Source organism: Halomonas sp. NCCP-2165 (assembly GCF_023708045.1).
GTDB lineage: Bacteria > Pseudomonadota > Gammaproteobacteria > Pseudomonadales > Halomonadaceae > Bisbaumannia > Bisbaumannia pacifica.
This window is the reverse complement of sequence record NZ_BRCY01000004.1, coordinates 45,283-67,072: the sequence shown is the minus strand read 5'-3', so window position 1 is coordinate 67,072 and position 21,790 is coordinate 45,283. Positions and strand designations below refer to the sequence as shown.

Below are 21,790 nucleotides of genomic sequence, written 5' to 3'. Positions count from 1 at the left end.
GAATTATCCCTCAGATGTTCAGTTCTTGCGGCTGCTGAGCGGCATGCGGATGCTCGGCACCGGCATAGACCTTGAGCTTGGTGTACATGGCGCGACCCAGCGGCCCCTTGGGCAGCATGCCCTTGACGGCCTTCTCGATGATGCGCTCGGGAGCGTGATCGATCAGCTTCTCGAAGGTCATGGAACGCAGACCACCCGGGTAACCGGTATGACGATAGTAGGTCTTGTCCTGGGCCTTGTTGCCGGTCACCTTCACCTTCTCGGCGTTGATCACGACGATGTAGTCGCCGGTATCCACGTGGGGGGTGTACTCGGGCTTGTGCTTGCCACGCAGGCGGCGAGCGATTTCGGTAGCCAGACGACCGAGCGTCTTGTCCGCGGCGTCGACGACATACCAGTCGCGCTGCACGGACTGCGGCTTAGCAGTGAACGTCTTCATGGATGAATCACCAAAAGTCGAAATTTGGGTCTTGCGGGCCGGGCCCACGCGACCATCCCTATTTTTCTTGGTTGCCAGGGCCTGGGCCATGGCAACGTTCGAGCGAGGGCGCATTCTACACGACCCGCCCCCACCGGGGCAATCACCCGCCGACACGAGTCGGCTCAGGGCTTATGCGGCAGCGCCAGGTACTCGTGGGACTGCATCTCCTGGAGCCGCGACAGGGTACGGTCGAACTCGAAGGAGAGACTGCCCTCGGTGTACAGCCGCTCGGCCGCCACTTCCGCCGACATCAGCAGCTTGACGCCGCGATCGTAGAACTCGTCGACCATATTGATAAAGCGTCGCGCCTGATCGTCGCTGCCGCGCCCCATCTGCGGCACATTGGAGACCAGCACCGTGTGGTACTCCCGGGCCAGTTCGATATAGTCGTTCTGGCTGCGCGGCCCGTCACACAGCTCGCGGAACTCGAACCACACCACGTCGTCATGGTGGCGACGCGCCTTGAGCACGCGCCGATTGATCTCGATGGGCACCCCGACCTCCCCCGCCTGGCCGGCGATCTCGCGAAAACTTCGGGAAAGCTCCGCCTCGGCGGCGTCGTCCAGGGGCGCATGGAAGATCTCGGCCCGCTCCAGGGCCCGCAACCGGTAATCGATGCCGGAGTCCACGTTGACCACCTCGCAATGACGCTCCAGCAGGTCGATGGCCGGCAGGAAGCGCGCCCGCTGCAGGCCATCCTTGTAGAGCTCCGCGGGCACGATATTGGAGGTGGTCACCAGCACCACGCCGCGCTCGAAGAGCGCCTCGAGCAGGTTGGCCAGGATCATCGCATCGGTGATGTCCTTGACGAAGAACTCGTCGAAGCAGATCACCCGCGCCTCGGCGGCAAACTTGGTGGCGATCAGGGTCAGGGGGTTCTTCTCGCCCTTGTAGTGCTCCAGCTCGTTGTGCACCCGCTGCATGAAGCGGTGGAAATGGGTACGCATCTTCTCCGGGAAGGGCAGCGACTCGTAGAAGGTATCCACCAGGTAGGTCTTGCCGCGACCGACGCCCCCCCAGAAGTAGAGCCCCATGATCGCCGGTGGCCGGGGCGCCGCGTCACTCTTCTTCTTGCCGAACAGGCCGGCCACCCGCGACTTCAGGCCCTTGCCGGGCACGCCCGCCTTGGCCGGCGCCGGTCGCCGGACCAGGTCGTCGTAGAGTCGCTGCAGGTGGGCCACCGCCTGCTCCTGGGCGGCATCGTACTGGAAACCGTCGCGCTCCAGGTCGGCACGGTAGCGAGCCATGGGGCCCGCGGCGGGGGTGGCAGGGGAAGTCATTGTCGCGCACATCAGCGTCTTGGCTACCTCGGACTCGGGGCTTCGGGGCGCTATTATACGCAGGCGCCGACGGATTCCCATGCGTCGGCGGTCGCATTGACCCGGCCCTCGGAGTGCCTCGTATAATGACGTGGGCGTGATGCCAACCGCCAGGAGCCGCCTGGCTGATAAAGAATTTCAAGGGGAACACCGTGTACGAGAGCAATATCGACTGGATCCTGGCCATCGCCAGCGGCCTTGCCGGCATCGGCATCGGCGCCCTCGGCTACCATCTGCTCAACGCCAACGTGGCCCGCAATCAGAAGGTGCGCCAGCGCCTGGCCGAGAGCGAGCTGGAGCTGACCCAGGTCAAGGACTCGCTGAACGATCACTTCGCCCGGGCCTCCGACCTGCTGCAGGGCATCCAGCGCCAGAGCCAGGAACTGCAGCAGCAGCTCGCCCAGAGCGCCGAGCGCTTCTGCGATGATGACCAACTGAAGCGTCGCCTCAAGGGCAGCGACGAGAACGTCGAGACCGGCGACGACGCCGAGGGCACCGCCCCGCCCCGGGACTATGCCGACGGCACCCATGGCACCCTCTCGGAAGATTTCGGCCTGCGCCGCGCCCCCGAAGAGGCCGAGACGGCCTCCGCCACGGCCCAGCCGCCGCGCTACTGAATCCCACCCAGAGCAATCAAACAGCGGGGCCAGGCAACTGCCTGGCCCCGCTGTTTGTGTTTGCGAACCGCAGCCGCCATTTAAGCGGGATTATCGATATCCACGAAGCGATGCTCGACCCCGAAGCGCTGGGCCAGCCAGTCGCCCAGCGCCTGGACGCCATAGCGCTCGGTGGCGTGATGCCCCGCCGCCAGGTAGCCGATGCCCAGCTCCCGGGCCAGGTGGGTGGTGCGCTCGGAGATCTCGCCGGAGATAAAGGCCTGGGCACCGGCCTCATGGGCCAGGGTGATCATGTCCTGAGCACCGCCGGTGCACCAGGCGACCCGCTCGATGGGACCGTCATGGCCGGAGATCAACAGCGGCTCGCGCCCCAGGCGCTCACCGATCCGCGCGGCCAGCGCCGCCTCGTCGAGGGCCTCGTCCGGCTCGCCCAGCCACACCAGCCCCTCCCCCGGTTCGCCATCGGCGCAGCCGCTGGCACGCAGTCCCAGGCGCTCGCCGAGGCGAGCGTTATTGCCCAGGGTCAGGTGGGCGTCCAACGGCAGATGGTAAGCCAGCAGGCTGATATCGTGACCGAGCAGCGTCTTGAGGCGACGCTGCTTGATGCCGGTAATCGCCACCGGCTCGTTCTTCCAGAAGTAACCGTGATGCACCAGCAGCAGATCGGCGCCCCAGGCCACCGCCTCATCGAGCAGCGCCTGACAGGCGGTCACCCCGCTCATCACCCGGGTCACCCGCTCGCGCCCCGCCACCTGCAGGCCGTTGACGGTGTAGTCCTTGAAGCGCTCGGCATTCAGCTCCGCCTGGCAGGCCGCCACCAGCTCGTCGCGTCTGATCATTCCTGCTCCTCGATTGGGGCAATGGTACAATGCCGGCCATTGTAACCACTGTGGCGGAGGCCCCGCCACGCCAGACCGGGAGCCCTGCATGGGTCGCAAGCTGATCTCCTGGCTATGGCCGGCCCTGGCGGGTCTGGTCATCGCCGCCCTCCTGCTGCTGTTCTTTCCCCAGTTGGGCGGGCGCACGCCCCCCGTCGAGCAAGCCCCCCGACCCACCGTCGCCCAGCCCGTCGAGCGCGAGAGCCGCCCCGCACCGGAGATCGAACAGGCCGCGCCGCTGAGTCGCGACCAGGGACCGGTCAGCTACGCCGAGGCGGTGGAGCGTGCCGCCCCGGCGGTGGTCAATATCTACTCGTCGCGGATCGTCGAGCGCGACGAGCACCCGCTGATGTCCGACCCCTTCTTCGGCCAGTTCTTCGGCGACGACCTGCCCAGCCAGCAGCGCATGCTCTCCAGCCTGGGCTCCGGAGTGATCGTCAGCCGCGACGGCTATGTACTCACCAACCACCATGTGATCAACGGCGCCGACCAGATCCAGGTGGCCCTGCGGGATGGTCGCGAGACCCTCGCCGAGGTGATCGGCACCGACCCGGAGAGCGACCTGGCGGTGCTGCATATCGAGCTGGATGAGCTGCCGGTGATCGCCCTCTCCGACTCCAACCGCGTGGCGGTGGGTGACGTGGCCCTGGCCATCGGCAACCCCTTCGGGGTCGGCCAGACGGTGACCATGGGCATCATCAGCGCCACGGGGCGCAGCCACCTGGGCCTCAACGCCTATGAGGACTTTATCCAGACCGATGCCGCCATCAACCCGGGCAACTCCGGCGGCGCCCTGATCGATCCGGAAGGCGCCCTGGTGGGCATCAATACCGCCATCTTCTCCCGCTCCGGCGGCTCCCAGGGCATCGGCTTCGCGATCCCCGCCAACCTGGCCCGCAATATCCTCGAGGAGCTGGTCACCCAGGGGCGCGTGATTCGCGGCTGGCTGGGCATCGAGGCCCAGCAGATGACTCCGGAGCTGGCCCTCTCCTTCGGCCTGCAGACGCCCCAGGGGGTGGTGATCGCCGGCGTGATGGCGGACGGCCCCGCGGACCGGGCCGGCCTGCGCCCCGGTGACGTGCTGCTGGAGGTGGATGGCCGCCCGATTCTCGATGCCCGGGCGGCGATGAGCGATATCGCCGCCATCGCCCCCGGCGCCGAGCTGCCGCTGACGGTGATCCGCGGCGGCCAGCCGCGGGAAGTGATACTGGAAGTGGGCGAGCGCCCGACGCCGGCCACCAGCGGTCCTCAACGACGCTGAACGGCGGCCCGCAACGGGAGCCGACTCTCCAGCGGCGAGCGCCCGACGCCGGCCACCAGCGGTCCTCAACGACGGCGGCCCCGCCTAGGCGGGGCCGCGTCACAGGTGCCTCGGGCCGGCTCAGGACTTGATGCGATACTCCGCCGAACGGGCGTGGGCGGTCAGGGATTCACCGCGGGCCAGGATGGAGGCGGTGGGCCCCAGGCTCGAGGCGCCCGCCTCGGAGCAGTGGATGATCGAGGAGCGCTTCTGGAAGTCGTAGACCCCCAGCGGCGAGGAGAAGCGCGCGGTCCCGGAGGTCGGCAGCACATGATTGGGGCCGGCGCAGTAGTCACCGAGGGCCTCGGCGGTGTGGCGCCCCATGAAGATGGCGCCGGCATGGCGCACCCGGGGCAGCCAGGCCTCGGGATCGGCCACCGAGAGTTCCAGGTGCTCGGCGGCGATACGATTGATCAGCTCCACCGCCTCGGCCTCGTCCCGGCAGTGGATCAGCGCCCCCCGCTCGGCCAGGGACTGGCGGGCGATGGCTTCCCGCTCCAGCGTCGGCAGCAGCCGCGCCATGGCCTCGGCCACCGCGTCCAGGTGCTCCGCGTCCCAGCTGACGAAGATCGCCTGGGCGTCCTCGTCGTGTTCGGCCTGGGAGAAGAGGTCCATGGCCAGCCACTCCGGGTCGGTGCCGCCATCGGAGACCACCAGGATCTCCGAGGGGCCGGCGATCATGTCGATCCCCACCTGGCCGAAGACCGCCCGCTTGGCGGTGGCCACATAGATATTGCCGGGGCCGACGATCTTGTCGACCCGCGGCACCGTCTCGGTGCCATAGGCCAGGGCCGCCACCGCCTGGGCGCCCCCCAGGGTAAAGACCCGATCGACCCCGGCCAGGTGGGCGGCGGCGAGCACCAGCTCGTTGAGCACGCCATCCGGGGTCGGCACCACCATGATGATCTCCTTGACCCCGGCCACATGGGCGGGGATGGCATTCATCAGCACCGAGGAGGGATAGGCCGCCTTGCCGCCGGGCACATAGATGCCGGCGCGGTCCAGGGGGGTCACCTGCTGGCCCAGCACGCTGCCATCGGCCTCGGTGTACTGCCAGGACTCCGGCTTCTGGCGCTCGTGATAGACCCGTACCCGCTCGGCGGCCAGGCGCAGCGCCTCACGCTGCGCCTCCGGCAGGCCGTCGAAGGCCTGACGCAGTCGTTCGGGAGTCAGGGTCAGCTCGTCCATGCCGTTGACCGAGAGGCGGTCGAAGCGGTTGGAGAGCTCCACCAGGGCGGCGTCGCCCCGGGCGCGCACCTCGGCGATGATCGTCTCGACCCGATGCTGCACCTCGGCATCGGAAACGCCTTCCCAGGCCAGCAGGCCGTCGAGGCGTGCGGTGAAGTCGGAGTCACGGGTGGAGAGTCGAGCGATATCGAGTGCGGTCATGGTTCTCTCTTGTCAGGATCGGCACGGGGCCTTCAGCATGCCGCCATCGATGCCGGCGAGCAATCCTGAAGGCCCTAGATGGGCAGGTGGCGTCATCCACCATGATTCCTAGTGGAGCGGGGACTTGCCTGGGGCAGAGCTTCGCAAAGACGCTGTGAACCCTTCCCTGGGCGCTCGACTTTTTCGTCCTTGAAAAAGACGCTTTGCTCCGCCCTGCCCCGGCATCCCTTCGCCCTGAAACGACTCAGGCCTCGGCGGCCTGGCGGCGCGCCGCCACGGCGGCCTCGAGGCGCTCCAGCAGCGGCTTGAGGCGCTCGTGTTTCATGGTCATGGCGGCCTTGTTGACCACCAGCCGGGTGCTGATGGGTGCGATCAGCTCGCGGGGCTCCATGCCATTGGCGCGCAGGGTATTGCCGGTATCGACGATATCGACGATCTCGTCGGCCAGGTTCATCAGCGGCGCCAGCTCCATGGCGCCGTAGAGCTTGATCACCTCGGCCTGAATGCCCCGCTCGGCATAGTAGCGACGCGCCACATTGACGAACTTGGTGGCGACCCGACGCCGGGCCCGGCTGGGCTCGGCGCCGGCGACCCCCGCGGTCATCAGCTTGCACTTGGCGATCTCCAGGTCGAGGGGCTCGTAGAGTCCCTCGACGCCATGCTCCAGCAGCACGTCCTTGCCGGCCACGCCGAGATCGGCGGCGCCCAGTTGCACATAGGTGGGCACGTCGGTGGCACGAATCACCACCAGCTTGACATCGGGCAGGTTGGTATCGAAGAGCAGCTTGCGGCTCTTGCCCAGGTCCTCGGCGGGCTCGATACCCGCGTCCGCCAGCAGCGGCAGGGTCTCGTCGAGGATGCGGCCCTTGGAGAGGGCCAGGATCAGTTGTTTAGACATAGTCGCCTTCACAGGTCCAGGAAATCGGTGGCCAGGCGCGCCTAACCGGGCACGCGACGGATCTTGGCGCCGAGCAGCTGCAGCTTCTCCTCGATGCACTCATAGCCCCGATCGATATGATAGATGCGGTCCACCAGGGTCTCGCCCTCGGCCATGGTCGCCGCCACCACCAGGGAGGCGGAGGCGCGCAGGTCGGTGGCCATCACCGGGGCCCCCGAGAGGCGCTCGACGCCGGTGACCACGGCGGTATTGCCCTCCAGGGCAATGCTGGCGCCCATGCGATTGAGCTCCTGGACGTGCATGAAACGGTTCTCGAAGATGGTCTCCACCACCCGCCCGGTGCCCTCGGCCACCGCATTCATGGCCACGAACTGGGCCTGCATGTCGGTGGGAAAGGCCGGATAGGGGGCGGTGCGAATGTTCACCGCCCGGGGCCGGCGCCCCTCCATGTCCGCCTCGATCCAGTCGTCGCCGGTGGTCACTTTGGCCCCGGCCTCCTCCAGCTTGGCCAGCACCGCTTCCAGCACGTCGGCCCGGGTACGGCGCACCTTGACGCGGCCGCGAGTCACGGCGGCGGCCACCAGGAAGGTACCGGTCTCGATACGATCCGGCATCACGTCGTGATAGCAGCCATGCAACCGCTCCACCCCCTCGATGGTGATGGTATCGCTGCCGTGGCCGGTGATCTTCGCGCCCATGCCGATCAGGCACTCGGCCAGGTCCACCACCTCGGGCTCCCGGGCGGCGTTCTCCAGCACCGTGGTGCCCTCCGCCAGGGTGGCGGCCATCAGCAGGTTCTCGGTGCCGGTCACGGTGACGGTGTCGAAGAAGATGGTCGCGCCCTTGAGGCGACCCTCGACCCGGGCGCGGATATAGCCGCCCTCGACGCGGATCTCCGCGCCCATGGCCTCCAGGCCGCGGATATGCAGGTCCACCGGCCGCGAACCGATGGCGCAGCCGCCCGGCAGGGAGACGTCGGCGTGACCGAAGTGGGCCAGCAGCGGCCCCAGCACCAGGATGGAGGCGCGCATCTTCTTGACCAGCTCGTAGGGCGCATGGCAATCGCGCACCTGGGCACCGTCGAGCTGGATGGTCATCTTCTCGCCCATCACCGGCTCGACCCCCATGCGCCCGAGCAGCTCCAAGGTGGTGGTGATGTCCTGCAGGTGGGGCAGGTTACCGATGGTCACCGGCCCTTCGGAGAGCAGGGTGGCGCAGAGGATCGGCAGGGCCGAGTTCTTGGCGCCGCTGGCCCAGACGTCACCGTCGAGGGCACCGTTGCCGGTAATGATCAACTTGTCCATGTGGCGGCTCAGGCTCCGGTGTTTTCCGGGGCCCCTTGCCACTGGGCCGGGGTATAGGTCTTGATGCTCACGGCGTGCAGGGCGCCGCTGGCGATCTCCTCGGCGAGGGCGCCGTAGATCAGCTGCTGACGCTTCACCGGCGAGAGCCCCTCGAAGACCTCGCCCACGGCGATCACCTGGAAGTTGCAGCCTTCGCCCTGGATATGGAAGTCACAGCCCTCGATCTGGGCCTCGAGCCGCGCCTTGACATCACTGGGTTGCATGGGCGTAAGCCTCCTTGAGTGGGTAGCAGGCGCCCTCGGCGGGCGCAGCGGAAATCGTGGAGGCCCATGGTAATCAAAAGCGCCGCCGATGGCGATGGCGGCGCGCGGCGACAACACGGCCGAGGCGCTGTCGCCGGGGCGCGACAGGCGCCGTTCAGGAGCTCGCGCCCCTCGCCCCGGGCAGCAGGGCATCGAGGTCGGCCAGGCGGGTCAGCCGGGCCAGGGGCTCGGAGAGCGCCACCTCGTCCACCTCGACGCCGGCGCCGCGACTGTCGCGCAGCCATTGCAGCAGCACGCTCAGGGCCGCGCTGCTGACCCGGTCGACGCCGCCCAGGTCGATCACCACCCGGCGGCCCGATGTCAGGCTCGCCAGCCAGTCGCTACCGGCGGCGGCAAGGGGCGCGGCGACATCGAAGTCCACCTCCCCGTCCACGCGCAGGCGCTCCCCCTCGGCCGAGAGGCGCACCCCCCGGGCCTCGAGCAGCAGCGTCATGCACCACGCCCCTCTTCCAGGGCCTCGGCGCCCACCTCCGGCGCCCAGGTATCGATCACGGCGTCGTAGTCGCGCCCCTGGTCGCGCATCGCCTGATCGAACTGATTGCGGAAGGTCAGCCCCAGGTTGATGCCGTTGACGATCACATTGACCACCTTCCAGCGCCCATCGCTCAGGCGCAGGGAATAGCTGACCGGATAGACCTGACCGTCGCCGGCCACCACTTCCATCTCGACGCTGGCCTGATCCGGCTGACGCGAAGGACGCTGATTGTCCAGCACCCGCAGCTCGCGATAATCGAAGGTCACCAGCCCCTTGACGTAGGTGTCGATCAGGGTCTGGCGGAAGGTGGTGGCGAAGCGCGCCCGCTGCTGGGGGGTGGCATTCTGGAAGTAACGCCCCATCACGCTGGCGCCGATATAGCGGAAGTCGGCGACCTCCTCGAGGCTCTCGTCGACCAGGGCCTCCAGCTCATCGAGGTTGTCGGCGAAATAGTCGCGTCGCCCCTCGATCTGCCCCATCAGCTCATCGATGCTGTCGCGGATCAGTCGCTCGGGGGAGTCGCCGGACTGGGCCAGGGACGGCAGCGCCAGCATCAGGCACAGCAGCAGCAGCCAGGGACGCAGCAGGGTCGGGGAAAGGGTCTTCATGGGGCCATCCTTTTTTCTCGGGGGGTGACTCAGTCACGGACCATATTCGACACGAACTGCTGGATCAGCTCTTCCAGCACCAGGGCCGATTGGGTATCGCTAAGGGTATCGCCATCGCCCAGGGTCTCGGGGTCACCCCCCGGCGAGAGGCCGACATACTGTTCGCCGAGCAGGCCGGCGGTAAGGATCGCCGCGGTGGTATCCCGGGAGAGCTGCCCCTCCAGGGCGCCGTCCAGCTCCAGGGTGACCCGGGCATCGTACCAGTCGGTATCCAGCTCGATGGCACTCACCCGCCCCACATTGACCCCGGCCATGGTGACCCGGGCGCGAGGCTTGAGGCCGCCGATATTGGCGAAGTTGGCCTGCAGGGTGAAGGTGTCCGCCGGCACCGTCAGGCTCAGGCCGCTGACCCTCAGGCCGAGGAATACCAGGCCCAGGATGCCGGCCAGCATAAAGAGCCCGACCCCCAGCTCCATCGTCTTGCTACGTTTCATGCGCGCTCTCCGCCAACCATCACTGCCCGTTCACTTCCCTGCATTGCCCGTTGCTTGCCGCCTGGCATAGGCCGCCTCCATTGATTAACACGCCTTATGACAGGCCCCCGAACATCACCGCGGTCAGCACGAAATCGAGCCCCAGCACCGCCAGGGAGGAGTAGACCACGGTGCGGGTGGTGGCCCGGGAGATTCCCTCCGAGGTGGGGATCAGATCATAGCCCTGGAAGACCGCGATCCAGGTCACCACCAGGGCGAACACCAAGCTCTTGAGCATGCCGTTACCCACGTCGGCGATAAAGTCGACGCTGGCCTGCATATTGCTCCAGTAGGAGCCCTCGAAGAGTCCCAGCCACTCGACCCCCACCAGGAAGCCGCCATAGATTCCCACCACGCTGAAGCCCACGGTGAGCAGCGGCAACGACACGAAGCCGGCCCAGAGGCGCGGCGCCACCACCCGGCGCAGGGGATCGACACCGATCATCTCCATGCTGGTGAGCTGTTCGGTGGCCTTCATCAGGCCGATCTCGGCGGTCAGGGCCGAGCCGGCGCGCCCGGCGAACAGCAGCGCCGCCACCACCGGCGCCAGCTCCCGCAGCAGCGACAGGGCCACCATCTGGCCGAGGGCCTGCTCGGCCCCGAAATCGATGAGGATGGTGTAGCCCTGCAGCGCCAGCACCATGCCGATAAAGAGGCCCGAGACCAGCACGATGGCCAGCGACAGCACCCCGACGAAGTGCATCTGGCGAAGCCACAGATAGAGCCCTTCCCGGGAGGGCCAGCCCAGGGCCGACTGGGCCAGGAAGAGGCCGGAACGCCCCAGGGCCTCGAGCAGATCGCAGCCGTGGCGCCCGAGGGCGATAACGCGAGGAATCATCGCTGTCTCCCCGTATCGAGGATATCCCGGTAGAAGTCCACCGCCGGGTAGTGGAAGGGCACGGGGCCGTCCGGCTCGCCATGCACGAACTGGCTGACCCGCGGGTCCCGCTCCACGTCGAGGCTGGCCGGCGTGCCCTCGGCCATCACCTGGCCGTCGGCGATCACATAGACATAGTCGGCGATGGAGAGGGTCTCCTTGATGTCGTGGGAGACCACCACGGCGGTCAGGCCCAGGGCCTCATTGAGGCGCTTGACCAGTTGCACCAGCACCCCCATGGAGATGGGGTCCTGGCCCACGAAGGGCTCGTCATAGAGGATCAGTTCCGGGTCCAGGGCGATGGCCCGGGCCAGGGCCACGCGACGCGTCATGCCCCCGGAGAGCTCCGCCGGCGTCAGGTGACGCGCCCCGCGCAGCCCCACCGCCTGCAGCTTCATCAGCACCAGGTCGCGAATCATCGGCTCCGGCAGATCGGTATGCACCCGCAGCGGGAAGGCCACGTTCTCGAAGACATCCAGGTCGGAGAACAGGGCCCCGCTCTGGAACAGCATGCCCATGCGCCGACGCAGCCGGAACAGCGCCTTGCGGGAGAGCGCGTGGACGTCCTGTCCGTCGATGCGCACCCGCCCCGCGTCGGGCGCGAGCTGGGCGCCGATCAGCTTCAGCAGGGTGGTCTTGCCGGTGCCGCTGGGCCCCATGATGGCGGTGATCTTGCCACGGGGAATGCGCATCGAGACCCCGCGAAAGATCTCCTTGTCGCCGCGGGAGAAGTGGAGATCGTCCACTTCCACCAGAGGGGTATCCGTCATCGCTCCGGGTTTCCTTGGATAATTATCGAACATCGTATCCTAACCGGGCCCGTTCCGACTACCCTCGGCGGCGCCTCCCTTGATTCGGCGCTCGCTCACGCGTTTAATGGGCGCCCTCGTCCACCAAGGAACGCTTCGATGCCGATCGCCCTGCTCGCCGTGCTGCTCGGATTCGCCGGCCTGCTGTGGAGCGCCGACCGCTTCGTCGGGGCCGCCGCCGCCACCGCCTATCGGGCGGGCATGAGTCGGCTGCTGGTCGGCATGACCATCGTCGCCCTCGGCACCTCGGCCCCGGAAATGCTGGTGGCCCTGATGGCCGCCCTGGATGGCCTCCCCGACCTGGCCACCGGCAACGCCCTGGGCTCCAATATCGCCAATATCGCCCTGGTGCTGGGCGCCACCGCCCTGGTGGCACCGATCCCGGTGCGCTTCTCCCTGGTGCGTCGCGAGCTGCCTCTGCTGCTGGGTGCCACCGGCCTGGCCGGCTACGCCCTGGCCGACGGCCAGCTGGGCCACCTCGACGCCCTGCTGCTGGCGGCCCTGCTCGGCTTCAGCCTATGGTGGCTGTTTCGCGCCGACACCCCCGACGAAGCCTTCGACGACGAGATTCCCGCCCTGCGCCTGGGGCCGGCCCTGGGCTGGCTGGTGGTGACCCTGGTGCTGATGGTGGCCAGCTCGCGCCTGCTGGTATGGGGCGCCAGTCAGATCGCCGCCGGCTTCGGCGTCAGCGAACTGGTGATCGGCCTGACCCTGGTGGCCATCGGCACCAGCCTGCCGGAGCTCGCCGCCTGCGTCATGAGCGCCCTGCGCCGGCATCATGACCTGGCCATCGGCAATGTCATCGGCTCCAACCTCTTCAATATGCTGGCGGTACTGCCGATTCCCGGCCTGTTGGCCCCGGGGGCCGTGGACGCCGCCGCCGGCCAGCGTGACGTGCCGGTAATGCTGGTGCTGACCCTGGCCCTCGGTGCCTGGCTGCTGTGGCAGCGTCGCGGCCGCCTGGGCCGCCTGCCCGGCGCCCTGATGCTCCTCGCCTATCTGGGCTACCTCGGCCTGCTGGCCGTCGACATGACTTGAGCCCCGCCCCGCAACCGGCAACAATCTCCCCATGACACCGACACCCGACTTCGACTTCCGCGCCAGCGCCCGCCGCACCCTGCAGCTCGAACAGCAGGCCCTGGGCGCCCTGATTCCCCGCCTCAACGGCGACTTCGACCAGGCCTGCCGGCTGCTGCTGGCCTGCCGCGGCCGCGTGGTGGTCACCGGCATGGGCAAGTCCGGTCATATCGGCGGCAAGCTGGCCGCCACCCTGGCCAGTACCGGCACCCCGGCCTTCTTCGTGCACCCCGGCGAGGCCAGCCACGGCGACCTGGGCATGATCACCCGCGGCGACGTGGTGATCGCCCTCTCCAATTCCGGAGAGACCAGCGAGGTGACCGCCCTGCTGCCGCTGCTCAAGCGCCTCGGCACGCCGCTGATCAGCCTTACCGGGCGCCCGGCCTCGACCCTGGCCCGCCACGCCGATGCCCACCTGGACACCGGCGTCGAACGCGAGGCCTGCCCCCTGGACCTGGCCCCCACCGCCTCCACCACCGCCGCCCTGGCCATGGGCGACGCCCTGGCGGTGGCCCTGCTGGAGGCCCGCGGCTTCACCGCCGAGGAGTTTGCCCTGTCGCACCCCGGCGGCAGCCTGGGCCGCCGCCTGCTGCTCAAGGTCGGCGACCTGATGCATCAGGGCCAGCGCCTGCCGACGGTGCCCCTGGGCAGCCCGCTGCGCGACGCCCTGCTGGAGATCACCCGCCAGGGCCTGGGGTTCACCTGCGTGGTGGACGAGACGGGCCACCTCGCCGGGGTCTATACCGATGGCGACCTGCGGCGCACCCTGGACCAGCACACCGACCTCAGCCGGCTCAAGGTGGACGACGTCATGACCCGCCCCGGCAAGCGCATCGGTGCCGAGGTACTGGCCGCCGAGGCGGTGCGGGTCATGGAGGACAATCGCATCACCGCCCTGGCGGTGGTGGACGACGCCGGCCGCCCGGTCGGCGCCCTGCATATGCACGACCTGCTGGCCAGCGGCGTAATCTAAGGAATCTCTCATCATGACCTTCGACTCCCCCCTGCTCGATCCGACCCTGCTCGACCGCGCCCGGCGGGTACGACTGTTGGCCCTGGACGTGGACGGCGTCTTCACCGATGGGCGCCTCTACTTCCAGGCCGATGGCGTGGAGATCAAGGCCTTCCACACCCAGGATGGCCAGGGCATCAAGCTGCTGCGCCGCGCCGGGGTGGAAGTCGCCCTGATCACCGGCCGCGACTCCCCCATGGTCAGTCGCCGCGCCGCGGCCCTGGGCATTGCCCATGTCTACCAGGGCCGCGAGGACAAGCTCGCCGCCCTCGCCCAACTCGCCGAGCGCCTCGAGCTGGAGTGGGAGACCATCGCCTACGCCGGCGATGACCTGCCGGACCTGGCGGCGATTCGTCGGGCCGGGCTCGGCATCAGCGTGCCCAATGCCCCCGCCTATATCCGCAGCCAGGCCGACTGGGTCACCGAACGCAGCGGCGGCCATGGCGCCGTGCGCGAGATCTGCGACACCCTGCTGGAGGCGCAGGGTCACTGGGGCGCGGTAATCGACACCTACCTGCACGGCCAGGGCCATGACGACCGCTGAGCGCCTGGCCACGCCGCTGGTCCGCCGCCTGGCCCTGCTGCTCCTGCTGCTGGCCCTGGGCGGCGTGCTGGTGCTGCTCACCGACCGGCAGCCGACGCCGCCGGGCCCCGTGCCCCAGGACGAGGCCGGCGAACCCGACTACTACCTGGAGCAGGCGGAACTCGTACGCTACGACGCCGAGGGCCTGGCCTATCAGCGCCTGAACAGCCCGCGCCTGGTGCATACGCCCCACGACGACGTACTGCGCGCCGAGGCCCCCCGAGCCGAACTCCTCGACAACGCCGGACGACGCTGGACCGTGCGAGGCGAACAGGGCACCCTGGCGGATCAGCGCTTGACGCTGAGCGGCGACGCCAGGCTCAATGCGCCTGATGCCGGCTGGCGGCTCGATACCCAGGAGCTGCACCTGAACACCCGCACCGGCCATGCCTGGAGTGACGTGCCCGCGCGCTTCGACGCCCCGCCACAGCGCGTCGAGGCCGAGCGTTTCGAGGCCTGGCTCGAGGACGAGCGCCTGCACCTGGAAGGCCGGGTACGCGGCCACCATCCGCCGGCCCGGCAGTGAGCGATGCCCCTGCCGCTTCCATGAGGACCCCATCATGAGTTACCCCCCCCGCCAGCGCCTGATCGGCTGGCTCGCCGCCGGCCTGCTGGGCCTGACCCTGACCGCCCCCGTCCTGGCTCAGCAGAACGAGCCCATCGAAGTGGAGGCCGACCGCCTGGAACTGGACGACCGCGCCGGTACCGCCGTCTACAGCGGTGAGGTGGAGATTCGCCAGGGCAGCCTGCACCTGACCGGCGCCCGGGTCGAGATTCAGCGCAACGACGCCGGCGAGGTGTCGCGACTCACCGCCACCGGCGAGCGCGCCTACCTGGAGCAGACCCCCGCCGACGGCGAGCGGGTCCAGGGCTGGGGCCGCACCATCGTCTACCATGCCGCCGAGCGACGGGTGGAGCTGATCGACCGCGCCGAACTGCACCGCGGCGCCGACACCTTCAACGGCGCCTATGTGGAGTATCTGATCGACCGCCGCCTAGTGGAGGCCCGGGCCGACGCCGAGGGCACCGAGCGCCAGCGAGTCCGCATGACCCTCACCCCGGAACAGCAGTAAGGGCCGCCATGAAGACCCTGACCGCCAGTCACCTGGCCAAGAGCTACAAGCGCCGCCGCGTGGTTCACGATATCAGCCTCGCCATCGAGCAGGGCAGCGTGGTGGGCCTGCTCGGCCCCAATGGCGCCGGCAAGACCACCTCCTTCTACATGATCGTCGGCCTGGTGCGCGCCGACGCGGGCCGGGTGGCCATCGACGACCGGGACCTCTCCGCGGCGGCCATGCATGAACGCGCCCGGGCCGGCATCGGCTACCTGCCCCAGGAGGCGTCGATCTTCCGCAAGCTGTCGGTGGCCGACAATATCCTGGCCATCCTCGAGACCCGCCAGGACCTGGATCGCGCCGGTCGTCAGGCGCGCCTGGAGGCCCTGCTCAACGACTTTCATATCACCCATATCCGCGACAACCTGGGGATGAGCCTCTCCGGGGGCGAGCGGCGCCGGGTGGAGATCGCCCGGGCGCTGGCCACCGAGCCCACCTTTATCCTCCTCGATGAACCCTTCGCCGGCGTCGATCCCATCTCGGTGGGCGAGATCAAGGGCATCATCCGTGCCCTCAAGGCGCGGGATATCGGCGTGCTGATCACCGACCACAACGTGCGCGAGACCCTGGATATCTGCGACCGCGCCTATATCGTCGGCGACGGCCAGATCATCGCCGAGGGCGATGCCGAGGCGATCCTCGCCAACCGCCGGGTGCGTGAGGTCTATCTGGGCGAGGATTTCCGCCTCTAGGCTATGCCCGAAAACTGGCTGCGCTCGGCCATACGGCGTTAAAAATCGGCTCGTGCGCGAGTCCGATCAAAGTACTCATTTACACCGCGTAAACTCGTACGCGAGCCCGGTCCGTCTTTTCGCCGATTTTTGCCTTGTCTGACCTTCGCTCGCCGACTTTTCAGACAAAGCCTGCGAAACCACGGGGAATCGCCGCTGCCAATTCGCTGAAAGTCTTAGCCACGAGATCGATTTGGCATATTCATTGCGGCTGGCATATAACTTGCTACGAAGTCATGCCCAATGGGCTTGCACAGGCACCGGCGGCGGGCTACCGTGTCTCCCACCTTTGTCGCGGAACCCTAGCTCACCATGGCAATGAAACCCTCGTTGCAGCTCAGGGTCGGCACACAGCTGACCATGACCCCACAACTGCAGCAAGCCATCGCCCTGCTGCAGCTCTCCACCCTCGACCTGCGCCAGGAGATCCAGCAGGCCCTGGAGTCCAATCCCATGCTGGAACTGGACGAGGCCTACGGCGAACTGGCGGTGGAGGCGCCCAAGGAGGACGACTGGTCCGAGGCGATTCCCGAGCAACTGGCGGTGGACAGCGACTGGTCCGACACCTATCAGGACATGGCCCCCAGCGGTGGCGGCGAGGCGCCGGACTTCGAGCGCAATGCCGATGTTCCCAGCCTGCGCGATCACCTGACCTGGCAGCTGGCCATGACCGACCTGACCGCGCCCCGTGAGCGGGCCATCGCCGAGAGCCTGATCGATGCCGTGGATGCCAACGGCTACCTGACCCTGCCCCTGGAGGAGATCACCGAGGGGCTGCGCCAGCAGGACCTCGCCGGCCTCAAGGTCGGCGACGTGGAGGCGCTGCTGATGCGCCTGCAGCAGTTCGAGCCCACCGGGGTCTTCGCCCGCGACCTGCGCGAGTGCCTGCTGCTGCAACTCGGCGCCCTCCCCGACGACACCCCCCTGCTGCCCCAGGCCAAGCGCCTGGTGCGCCAGTTCCTCGAGGCCCTGGCGGGGGACGATCGCAAGCTGCTCAAGCGCCGCCTGCGCCTCGAGGACGACCAGCTGGATACGCTGATCCAGCTGGTCCGGAGCCTCGACCCGCGCCCCGGCCAGGCCTATGCCGAGGGCGGCAGCGACTATGTAATCCCCGACCTGATCGCCCGCCATGACCGCGATGGCTGGCGGATCGAGCTCAATCCCGAGGCGCTGCCGCGGATGCGCATCCAGCCCGACTATGCGGCGCTGATCCGCCGCGCCGACAAGAGCGACGACAACACCTTCATGAAGCAGCACCTGCAGGAGGCACGCTGGCTGCTCAAGAGCCTCTCCAGCCGCAATGACACCCTGCTGCGGGTGGGCCAGGAGATCATGACCCGCCAGCTCGACTTCCTCGAGCGAGGCGAAGAGGCCATGAAGCCCCTGGTGCTCGCGGATATCGCCCAGACGGTGGAGATGCATGAATCGACCATCTCCCGGGTCACCACCCAGAAGTACATCCACACCCCCCGCGGGGTCTTCGAGCTCAAGTACTTCTTCTCCAGCCAGGTGGGGGGCGGCGAGGGCGACGCCCACTCCAGCACCGCCATTCGCGCCCGGCTCAAGAAGCTGATTGGCGAGGAGCCGCCGCGCAAGCCACTCTCCGACAGCAAGCTGGTGAGCCTGCTCGCCGAGGATGGCATTCAGGTGGCGCGGCGCACCGTGGCCAAGTATCGCGAGGCCATGGGCATCCCCCCCTCCAGCGAGCGCAAGCGTCTCTCCTGACCGGCAACGCCTTCGTCGATTCTCGGAAAAACCATTTATCCCATTGATCTCAATGGGATAAAAATCCGATAAGGCTTGCGTTGGAAATCCCCGACGCCAAGGGGTTTGCAGGGGCGAAAAAAGGGTTACAATCGAGATGACACCCGCAGGAAGAGGAGCGTGCCATGCAAGTCAATATCACCGGCCATCACGTCGAATTGACCGATGCACTGCGTGACTATGTGAACGAGAAGCTCGCACGACTGGAGCGGCATTACGACAATATCACCACGGCACAGTTCACCCTGTCCGTCGAGAAAGAACGCCAGCAAGCCGCTTGCGTACTCCACGCTGCCGGTGCCGATCTGCACGCCGAAGCCCAGGATGGCGACATGTATGCCGCTATCGATGCGCTCGCCGACAAGCTCGACCGCCAACTGGTGAAACACAAGGAAAAGGCTCAGGCCCGCGCCCAGGGCGCCGGTGCCCGCTAACCCTCCATGACTCTGCAATCCATCCTTCCCCCCGAGCGGGCGCTGTTCGATGTCCCCGGGGGGAGCAAGAAACGGGTGCTGGAATTCTTCAGCACCTTTATCGCTCAGAACACCCCCAGCCTCGATAGCCAGGAAGTCTTCAGCCGACTGATCGGTCGCGAGCGCCTGGGCAGTACCGGCATCGGCCATGGCGTCGCGATCCCCCATGCCCGTAACGCCCACTGCAAGGCGCCCCTGGCCGGCTTCCTCAAGCTCGCCGAGCCGGTGGACTTCGATGCGGTGGACGGCGAGCCCGTCGACCTGGTGTTCGTGCTGCTGGTGCCGGAAGAGGCCGACGATACCCACCTGGCCCTGCTGGCTCAGGTGGCCGGCATCATGAACGATGCCGAGACCCGTCAACGGCTGCGCAAGAGCGACAGCCAACGCCAGCTTTACGATACCCTGATCGAGGCCATCGAGCGCCACGCCGAGGCCGGCCCCCCCGCCTCGCCCTGAGTGCTTGGCGCCACCCCTCAGGCAGCCAGGAGGCTCCCATGCAACTGGTGATCATCAGCGGCCGCTCCGGGTCGGGGAAATCGATCGCCCTTCAGGCCCTGGAAGACCTGGGCTTCTATGCCATCGATAACCTGCCGGCCATGCTGCTGGGCTCCCTGGTCGACGAGCTGCAGGCCGACGACGCCCACTACGACGCCATCGCGGTCAGCATCGACGCCCGCAACCTGCCCGGCGCCCTGCGGCGCTTCCCGCAGCTGCTCGATGAGGTCCGCCAGCGTGGCATCCAGGCCCAGATCGTCTACCTGACCGCCGATGCCCGAATCCTGCTGGAGCGCTACTCCCATACCCGGCGTCGCCACCCGCTGACCCGCAACAGCCAGATGACCCTGGCCGAGGCCATCGAGCGGGAGGAGCAGGCGCTGGGGGAGATCCGCGACCTGGCCGACCTGGTGGTGGACACCTCGCGGCTGTCGCTGCATGACCTGCGCTCGCGGATCACCGAACAGGTGGCGGGCCACCAGGCCGGCCAGTTGACCCTGACCCTGGAGTCCTTCGGCTTCAAGCGCGGGGTGCCCCTGGATGCCGATACCGTCTTCGACGCTCGCTGCCTGCCCAACCCCTACTGGGATCCGCGCCTGAGGGACGCCAACGGCCGCGACACCCCGGTGATCGACTTCCTGGAGAGCTACCCGGAGGTGGCGGCCATGGCCGCGGATATCCAGCAATGGCTGGAGCGCTGGCTGCCCGCCTACCAGGCCAGCCGGCGCAGCTATGTGACGGTGGCCATCGGCTGCACCGGCGGCCAGCACCGCTCGGTCTACCTGGCCGAGCGCCTGGCCCGCCACTTCGCCGCCGACTATCCGGGGTTGCGCCTTCGCCATCGGGAACTGGGCATTCACACCGACCTGGGAGAGCAAGATGCCAGCCCCCTGCAAGGAAGCTCGAGGCATGCCGAGCCGTGAGCTGACCCTGATCAACAAGCGCGGCCTCCACGCCCGCGCCGCCACCCGCCTGGTACAGTGCTGCCAGGGCCATGACGCCCGCGTCACCGTGTCCCACCAGGGGCGCGACGCCGACGCCGCCAATATCATGGCCCTGCTGATGCTGGCCGCCCCCTGCGGCAGCCGGCTCACCGTCAGCGCCGAGGGCAGTGACGCCGAGGCGGTCCTCGACGCCCTGACGGCGCTGGTCGAGGCTCGCTTCGACGAAGGGGAATAGCTCCCGGCTTCGCCGGAGCTGGAAGCTGGAAGCTGGAAGCTGGAAGCTGGAAGCTGGAAGGCAGCCTAATGTGAATCGCCCCCATGGCAAGCCATGGGGGCGATTTTCCTTTCGCGTCACGCGCCCGGCGTCAGCTTCCGGCGATGGTCATATCGTCGATCAGCCAGCTACCGGTATGGATGCTGCCGCGGGTATCGATGTCTTCGCCGACGCCGGCCAGGTTGGCGAACATCTGCCCCAGGTTGCCGGCGATGGTGAACTCCTCCACCGGGTACTGGATCTCGCCGTTCTCCACCCAGAAGCCCGCCGCGCCCCGCGAGTAGTCCCCGGTCACGCCATTGACCCCTTGGCCCATCAGCTCGGTGACCAGGACGCCGCGACCCATCTGCCGGAGCAGGGCCTCGCGGCTGGCCAGGGGCGCCTGGAGGCGCACGTTGCGGGCACCGCCGGCGTTGCCGGTGCTCTCCATGCCCAGCCGCCGGGCGCTGTAGGCGGAGAGCATATAGCTGGCCAGGCGGCCGCCGTCGATAAAGGTGTTGTCGCGGGTATAGACGCCGTCGTTGTCGAAGGGGGCGCTGGCCATGGCACCACGCTCCAGGGGCCGCTCCACCAGCGAGAACCACTCCGGGAAGAGCGGCTCGCCGAGGCGGTCGCAGAGGAAGGAGGCCTGGCGATAGAGTGCCCCACCGGCGATGGCGCCGAGGAAGTGCCCCACCAGGCCCGCGGCCTGGGTGGGGTCGAAGAGCACCGGGAAGCGCCCGGTGGCGGGACGCCGGGCGCCCAGCCGACGCAGGGTACGCTCGGCGGCGCTGGCCCCCACCGCCTCGGCGGAGCGCAACTGCCGCGGGTCGCGCACGCTGCTGTAGTCGTAGTCGCGCTGCATGCCCTGGGCATCCTCGGCGATCAGCATGCATGAGAGCGAGTGCCGGCTGCCCCGCTGGCTGCCCAGGAAGCCATGGCTATTGCCGTAGACCCGCACCCCCTCGCCGCTGGAGAGGCTGGCGCCGTCGGAGTTGCTGATGCCCTCGACGCCGCGCCCGGCGGCCTCGCAGGCCAGGGCCAGGCCGATGGCGGCATCGGTGGTCAGTGCCCAGGGATGATGCACCTCCAGGTCCGGAAGCTCGCGAGCCATCAGTTCCGCCGGCGCCAGGCCCGCGGCCGGGTCCTCGCCGGTATGGCGGGCGATGGCCAGGGCCTTCTCCACCGCCGCGCTCACCGAGGCCTCGCCGGTATCCGAGGAAGAAGCGCTGCCCTTGCGGCTTCCCACATAGACGGTGATCGCGAAGCCCTGATCCCGGGAGAGCTCGACGCTCTCCACCTCGCCCAGGCGCACGCTGACGCCGATCCCCTGGTCGACGCTGGCGCCTACCTCGCAGGCGTCGGCGCCCAGCCGCTCGGCCTGCGCCAGGGCGGCCGCTACCCGCGACTCCAGCAACGCCTGCTGGGCGGCGGCATCGAAAGCCTGTGTCATCTGATTCTCCCTCTGATCATTCTGTGTGGATGCTACGCGCACCGGCCAGGCTGGTATACTCTGCCCTACATTCCGATGC

General features: G+C 68.1%; 26 protein-coding genes. 13 read left to right on the top strand and 13 right to left on the bottom strand.

The window, feature by feature from the left end; translation table 11 throughout:
• Positions 1 to 10 precede the first annotated feature (10 nt).
• Positions 11 to 439: a 50S ribosomal protein L13 gene (gene rplM / locus NFU04_RS03190; RefSeq protein WP_146802309.1), complete on the bottom strand. Its 429-nt coding sequence runs from the start codon at positions 437 to 439 to the stop codon at positions 11 to 13.
• 164 nt (positions 440 to 603) lie between these two features.
• Positions 604 to 1,773, bottom strand: coding sequence for a cell division protein ZapE (gene zapE / locus NFU04_RS03185; RefSeq protein ID WP_251308066.1), 1,170 nt, complete (start codon positions 1,771 to 1,773; stop codon positions 604 to 606).
• Positions 1,774 to 1,952: 179 nt separating this feature from the next.
• Between zapE and NFU04_RS03180 the strand changes: the two genes are divergently transcribed.
• On the top strand, positions 1,953 to 2,417 hold the full coding sequence (locus NFU04_RS03180; RefSeq protein WP_251308065.1) for a Z-ring associated ZapG family protein: 465 nt from the start codon (positions 1,953 to 1,955) through the stop codon (positions 2,415 to 2,417).
• 80 nt (positions 2,418 to 2,497) lie between these two features.
• On the opposite strand, the gene NFU04_RS03175 is transcribed toward NFU04_RS03180, so the two are convergent.
• Positions 2,498 to 3,256 carry a Nif3-like dinuclear metal center hexameric protein gene (locus NFU04_RS03175; RefSeq protein ID WP_251308064.1) on the bottom strand — a complete coding sequence of 253 codons (759 nt, stop codon included), beginning with the start codon at positions 3,254 to 3,256 and terminating at the stop codon, positions 2,498 to 2,500.
• Positions 3,257 to 3,344: 88 nt separating this feature from the next.
• On the opposite strand from NFU04_RS03175, the gene NFU04_RS03170 reads away from it, so the two are divergent.
• Positions 3,345 to 4,556, top strand: coding sequence for a Do family serine endopeptidase (locus tag NFU04_RS03170; protein WP_251308063.1), 1,212 nt, complete (start codon positions 3,345 to 3,347; stop codon positions 4,554 to 4,556).
• Between the two features lie 120 nt (positions 4,557 to 4,676).
• On the opposite strand, the gene hisD is transcribed toward NFU04_RS03170, so the two are convergent.
• The 9 genes from hisD to NFU04_RS03125 all read right to left on the bottom strand — a co-directional run bounded on the left by hisD (position 4,677) and on the right by NFU04_RS03125 (position 11,772).
• The gene (gene hisD, locus NFU04_RS03165) at positions 4,677 to 5,984 is read right to left on the bottom strand and encodes a histidinol dehydrogenase (protein ID WP_251308062.1); all 1,308 of its coding nucleotides are present in this window, start codon (positions 5,982 to 5,984) and stop codon (positions 4,677 to 4,679) included.
• Positions 5,985 to 6,228: 244 nt separating this feature from the next.
• Complete coding sequence (gene hisG / locus NFU04_RS03160) at positions 6,229 to 6,882, bottom strand: ATP phosphoribosyltransferase (protein ID WP_251308061.1); 654 nt, start codon at positions 6,880 to 6,882, stop codon at positions 6,229 to 6,231.
• A gap of 41 nt (positions 6,883 to 6,923) precedes the next feature.
• Positions 6,924 to 8,186 carry a UDP-N-acetylglucosamine 1-carboxyvinyltransferase gene (murA, locus tag NFU04_RS03155; protein WP_251308060.1) on the bottom strand — a complete coding sequence of 421 codons (1,263 nt, stop codon included), beginning with the start codon at positions 8,184 to 8,186 and terminating at the stop codon, positions 6,924 to 6,926.
• Positions 8,187 to 8,194: 8 nt separating this feature from the next.
• Entirely contained in the window at positions 8,195 to 8,449 is a 255-nt protein-coding gene (locus NFU04_RS03150) for a BolA family protein (protein WP_146802317.1), read from the bottom strand.
• Positions 8,450 to 8,603: 154 nt separating this feature from the next.
• Entirely contained in the window at positions 8,604 to 8,942 is a 339-nt protein-coding gene (locus NFU04_RS03145; protein WP_251308059.1) for an STAS domain-containing protein, read from the bottom strand.
• Complete coding sequence (locus NFU04_RS03140) at positions 8,939 to 9,592, bottom strand: MlaC/ttg2D family ABC transporter substrate-binding protein (protein WP_251308058.1); 654 nt, start codon at positions 9,590 to 9,592, stop codon at positions 8,939 to 8,941. Before NFU04_RS03140 ends, NFU04_RS03145 begins: the two co-directional genes overlap by 4 nt.
• A 29-nt stretch (positions 9,593 to 9,621) precedes the next feature.
• A complete protein-coding gene (mlaD, locus tag NFU04_RS03135; RefSeq protein ID WP_251308057.1) occupies positions 9,622 to 10,086 on the bottom strand; it encodes an outer membrane lipid asymmetry maintenance protein MlaD in 465 nt (154 codons plus the stop codon).
• A gap of 94 nt (positions 10,087 to 10,180) precedes the next feature.
• Entirely contained in the window at positions 10,181 to 10,963 is a 783-nt protein-coding gene (gene mlaE / locus NFU04_RS03130; protein ID WP_146802321.1) for a lipid asymmetry maintenance ABC transporter permease subunit MlaE, read from the bottom strand.
• The gene (locus NFU04_RS03125) at positions 10,960 to 11,772 is read right to left on the bottom strand and encodes an ABC transporter ATP-binding protein (protein ID WP_146802322.1); all 813 of its coding nucleotides are present in this window, start codon (positions 11,770 to 11,772) and stop codon (positions 10,960 to 10,962) included. Before NFU04_RS03125 ends, mlaE begins: the two co-directional genes overlap by 4 nt.
• Before the next feature lie 138 nt (positions 11,773 to 11,910).
• On the opposite strand from NFU04_RS03125, the gene NFU04_RS03120 reads away from it, so the two are divergent.
• The 11 genes from NFU04_RS03120 to NFU04_RS03070 all read left to right on the top strand — a co-directional run bounded on the left by NFU04_RS03120 (position 11,911) and on the right by NFU04_RS03070 (position 20,240).
• On the top strand, positions 11,911 to 12,849 hold the full coding sequence (locus NFU04_RS03120) for a calcium/sodium antiporter (protein WP_251308056.1): 939 nt from the start codon (positions 11,911 to 11,913) through the stop codon (positions 12,847 to 12,849).
• Between the two features lie 31 nt (positions 12,850 to 12,880).
• Positions 12,881 to 13,861, top strand: a complete 981-nt coding sequence (locus NFU04_RS03115; RefSeq protein WP_251308055.1) for a KpsF/GutQ family sugar-phosphate isomerase — start codon at positions 12,881 to 12,883, stop codon at positions 13,859 to 13,861.
• Between the two features lie 13 nt (positions 13,862 to 13,874).
• Complete coding sequence (locus NFU04_RS03110) at positions 13,875 to 14,444, top strand: KdsC family phosphatase (RefSeq protein WP_146802325.1); 570 nt, start codon at positions 13,875 to 13,877, stop codon at positions 14,442 to 14,444.
• Positions 14,431 to 15,009, top strand: a complete 579-nt coding sequence (gene lptC, locus NFU04_RS03105; RefSeq protein WP_251308054.1) for an LPS export ABC transporter periplasmic protein LptC — start codon at positions 14,431 to 14,433, stop codon at positions 15,007 to 15,009. The genes NFU04_RS03110 and lptC overlap by 14 nt, the downstream gene beginning before the upstream one ends.
• Before the next feature lie 34 nt (positions 15,010 to 15,043).
• Complete coding sequence (gene lptA, locus NFU04_RS03100; RefSeq protein ID WP_251308053.1) at positions 15,044 to 15,556, top strand: lipopolysaccharide transport periplasmic protein LptA; 513 nt, start codon at positions 15,044 to 15,046, stop codon at positions 15,554 to 15,556.
• Between the two features lie 8 nt (positions 15,557 to 15,564).
• Positions 15,565 to 16,290, top strand: a complete 726-nt coding sequence (lptB, locus tag NFU04_RS03095) for an LPS export ABC transporter ATP-binding protein (RefSeq protein WP_251308052.1) — start codon at positions 15,565 to 15,567, stop codon at positions 16,288 to 16,290.
• Between the two features lie 351 nt (positions 16,291 to 16,641).
• The gene (locus tag NFU04_RS03090) at positions 16,642 to 18,054 is read left to right on the top strand and encodes an RNA polymerase factor sigma-54 (RefSeq protein ID WP_251308051.1); all 1,413 of its coding nucleotides are present in this window, start codon (positions 16,642 to 16,644) and stop codon (positions 18,052 to 18,054) included.
• A 164-nt stretch (positions 18,055 to 18,218) separates the two neighbouring features.
• Positions 18,219 to 18,527: a ribosome hibernation-promoting factor, HPF/YfiA family gene (gene hpf, locus NFU04_RS03085; RefSeq protein WP_146802330.1), complete on the top strand. Its 309-nt coding sequence runs from the start codon at positions 18,219 to 18,221 to the stop codon at positions 18,525 to 18,527.
• Between the two features lie 6 nt (positions 18,528 to 18,533).
• Positions 18,534 to 19,022 (top strand): PTS IIA-like nitrogen regulatory protein PtsN, encoded by a 489-nt coding sequence (ptsN, locus tag NFU04_RS03080; protein ID WP_146802331.1) that lies wholly within the window; start codon positions 18,534 to 18,536, stop codon positions 19,020 to 19,022.
• 38 nt (positions 19,023 to 19,060) lie between these two features.
• Positions 19,061 to 19,984 carry an RNase adapter RapZ gene (gene rapZ, locus NFU04_RS03075; RefSeq protein ID WP_146802332.1) on the top strand — a complete coding sequence of 308 codons (924 nt, stop codon included), beginning with the start codon at positions 19,061 to 19,063 and terminating at the stop codon, positions 19,982 to 19,984.
• Positions 19,971 to 20,240: an HPr family phosphocarrier protein gene (locus NFU04_RS03070; protein ID WP_251308050.1), complete on the top strand. Its 270-nt coding sequence runs from the start codon at positions 19,971 to 19,973 to the stop codon at positions 20,238 to 20,240. Before rapZ ends, NFU04_RS03070 begins: the two co-directional genes overlap by 14 nt.
• 130 nt (positions 20,241 to 20,370) lie before the next feature.
• Here NFU04_RS03070 and pmbA read toward each other — a convergent pair whose 3' ends face one another.
• A complete protein-coding gene (gene pmbA / locus NFU04_RS03065; protein ID WP_251308049.1) occupies positions 20,371 to 21,711 on the bottom strand; it encodes a metalloprotease PmbA in 1,341 nt (446 codons plus the stop codon).
• Between the last annotated feature and the right edge of the window lie 79 nt (positions 21,712 to 21,790).

Excerpts from the sequence above, each read along its gene's own strand:
- rplM (WP_146802309.1), bottom strand. The coding sequence starts at position 439 with ATGAAGACGTTCACTGCTAAGCCGCAGTCCGTGCAGCGCGACTGGTAT.
- zapE (WP_251308066.1), bottom strand. The coding sequence starts at position 1,773 with ATGTGCGCGACAATGACTTCCCCTGCCACCCCCGCCGCGGGCCCCATG.
- NFU04_RS03175 (WP_251308064.1), bottom strand. The coding sequence starts at position 3,256 with ATGATCAGACGCGACGAGCTGGTGGCGGCCTGCCAGGCGGAGCTGAAT.
- NFU04_RS03170 (WP_251308063.1), top strand. The coding sequence starts at position 3,345 with ATGGGTCGCAAGCTGATCTCCTGGCTATGGCCGGCCCTGGCGGGTCTG.
- hisD (WP_251308062.1), bottom strand. The coding sequence starts at position 5,984 with ATGACCGCACTCGATATCGCTCGACTCTCCACCCGTGACTCCGACTTC.
- hisG (WP_251308061.1), bottom strand. The coding sequence starts at position 6,882 with ATGTCTAAACAACTGATCCTGGCCCTCTCCAAGGGCCGCATCCTCGAC.
- murA (WP_251308060.1), bottom strand. The coding sequence starts at position 8,186 with ATGGACAAGTTGATCATTACCGGCAACGGTGCCCTCGACGGTGACGTC.
- NFU04_RS03150 (WP_146802317.1), bottom strand. The coding sequence starts at position 8,449 with ATGCAACCCAGTGATGTCAAGGCGCGGCTCGAGGCCCAGATCGAGGGC.
- NFU04_RS03145 (WP_251308059.1), bottom strand. The coding sequence starts at position 8,942 with ATGACGCTGCTGCTCGAGGCCCGGGGGGTGCGCCTCTCGGCCGAGGGG.
- NFU04_RS03140 (WP_251308058.1), bottom strand. The coding sequence starts at position 9,592 with ATGAAGACCCTTTCCCCGACCCTGCTGCGTCCCTGGCTGCTGCTGCTG.
- mlaD (WP_251308057.1), bottom strand. The coding sequence starts at position 10,086 with ATGAAACGTAGCAAGACGATGGAGCTGGGGGTCGGGCTCTTTATGCTG.
- mlaE (WP_146802321.1), bottom strand. The coding sequence starts at position 10,963 with ATGATTCCTCGCGTTATCGCCCTCGGGCGCCACGGCTGCGATCTGCTC.
- NFU04_RS03125 (WP_146802322.1), bottom strand. The coding sequence starts at position 11,772 with ATGACGGATACCCCTCTGGTGGAAGTGGACGATCTCCACTTCTCCCGC.
- NFU04_RS03120 (WP_251308056.1), top strand. The coding sequence starts at position 11,911 with ATGCCGATCGCCCTGCTCGCCGTGCTGCTCGGATTCGCCGGCCTGCTG.
- NFU04_RS03115 (WP_251308055.1), top strand. The coding sequence starts at position 12,881 with ATGACACCGACACCCGACTTCGACTTCCGCGCCAGCGCCCGCCGCACC.
- NFU04_RS03110 (WP_146802325.1), top strand. The coding sequence starts at position 13,875 with ATGACCTTCGACTCCCCCCTGCTCGATCCGACCCTGCTCGACCGCGCC.
- lptC (WP_251308054.1), top strand. The coding sequence starts at position 14,431 with ATGACGACCGCTGAGCGCCTGGCCACGCCGCTGGTCCGCCGCCTGGCC.
- lptA (WP_251308053.1), top strand. The coding sequence starts at position 15,044 with ATGAGTTACCCCCCCCGCCAGCGCCTGATCGGCTGGCTCGCCGCCGGC.
- lptB (WP_251308052.1), top strand. The coding sequence starts at position 15,565 with ATGAAGACCCTGACCGCCAGTCACCTGGCCAAGAGCTACAAGCGCCGC.
- NFU04_RS03090 (WP_251308051.1), top strand. The coding sequence starts at position 16,642 with ATGGCAATGAAACCCTCGTTGCAGCTCAGGGTCGGCACACAGCTGACC.
- hpf (WP_146802330.1), top strand. The coding sequence starts at position 18,219 with ATGCAAGTCAATATCACCGGCCATCACGTCGAATTGACCGATGCACTG.
- ptsN (WP_146802331.1), top strand. The coding sequence starts at position 18,534 with ATGACTCTGCAATCCATCCTTCCCCCCGAGCGGGCGCTGTTCGATGTC.
- rapZ (WP_146802332.1), top strand. The coding sequence starts at position 19,061 with ATGCAACTGGTGATCATCAGCGGCCGCTCCGGGTCGGGGAAATCGATC.
- NFU04_RS03070 (WP_251308050.1), top strand. The coding sequence starts at position 19,971 with ATGCCGAGCCGTGAGCTGACCCTGATCAACAAGCGCGGCCTCCACGCC.
- pmbA (WP_251308049.1), bottom strand. The coding sequence starts at position 21,711 with ATGACACAGGCTTTCGATGCCGCCGCCCAGCAGGCGTTGCTGGAGTCG.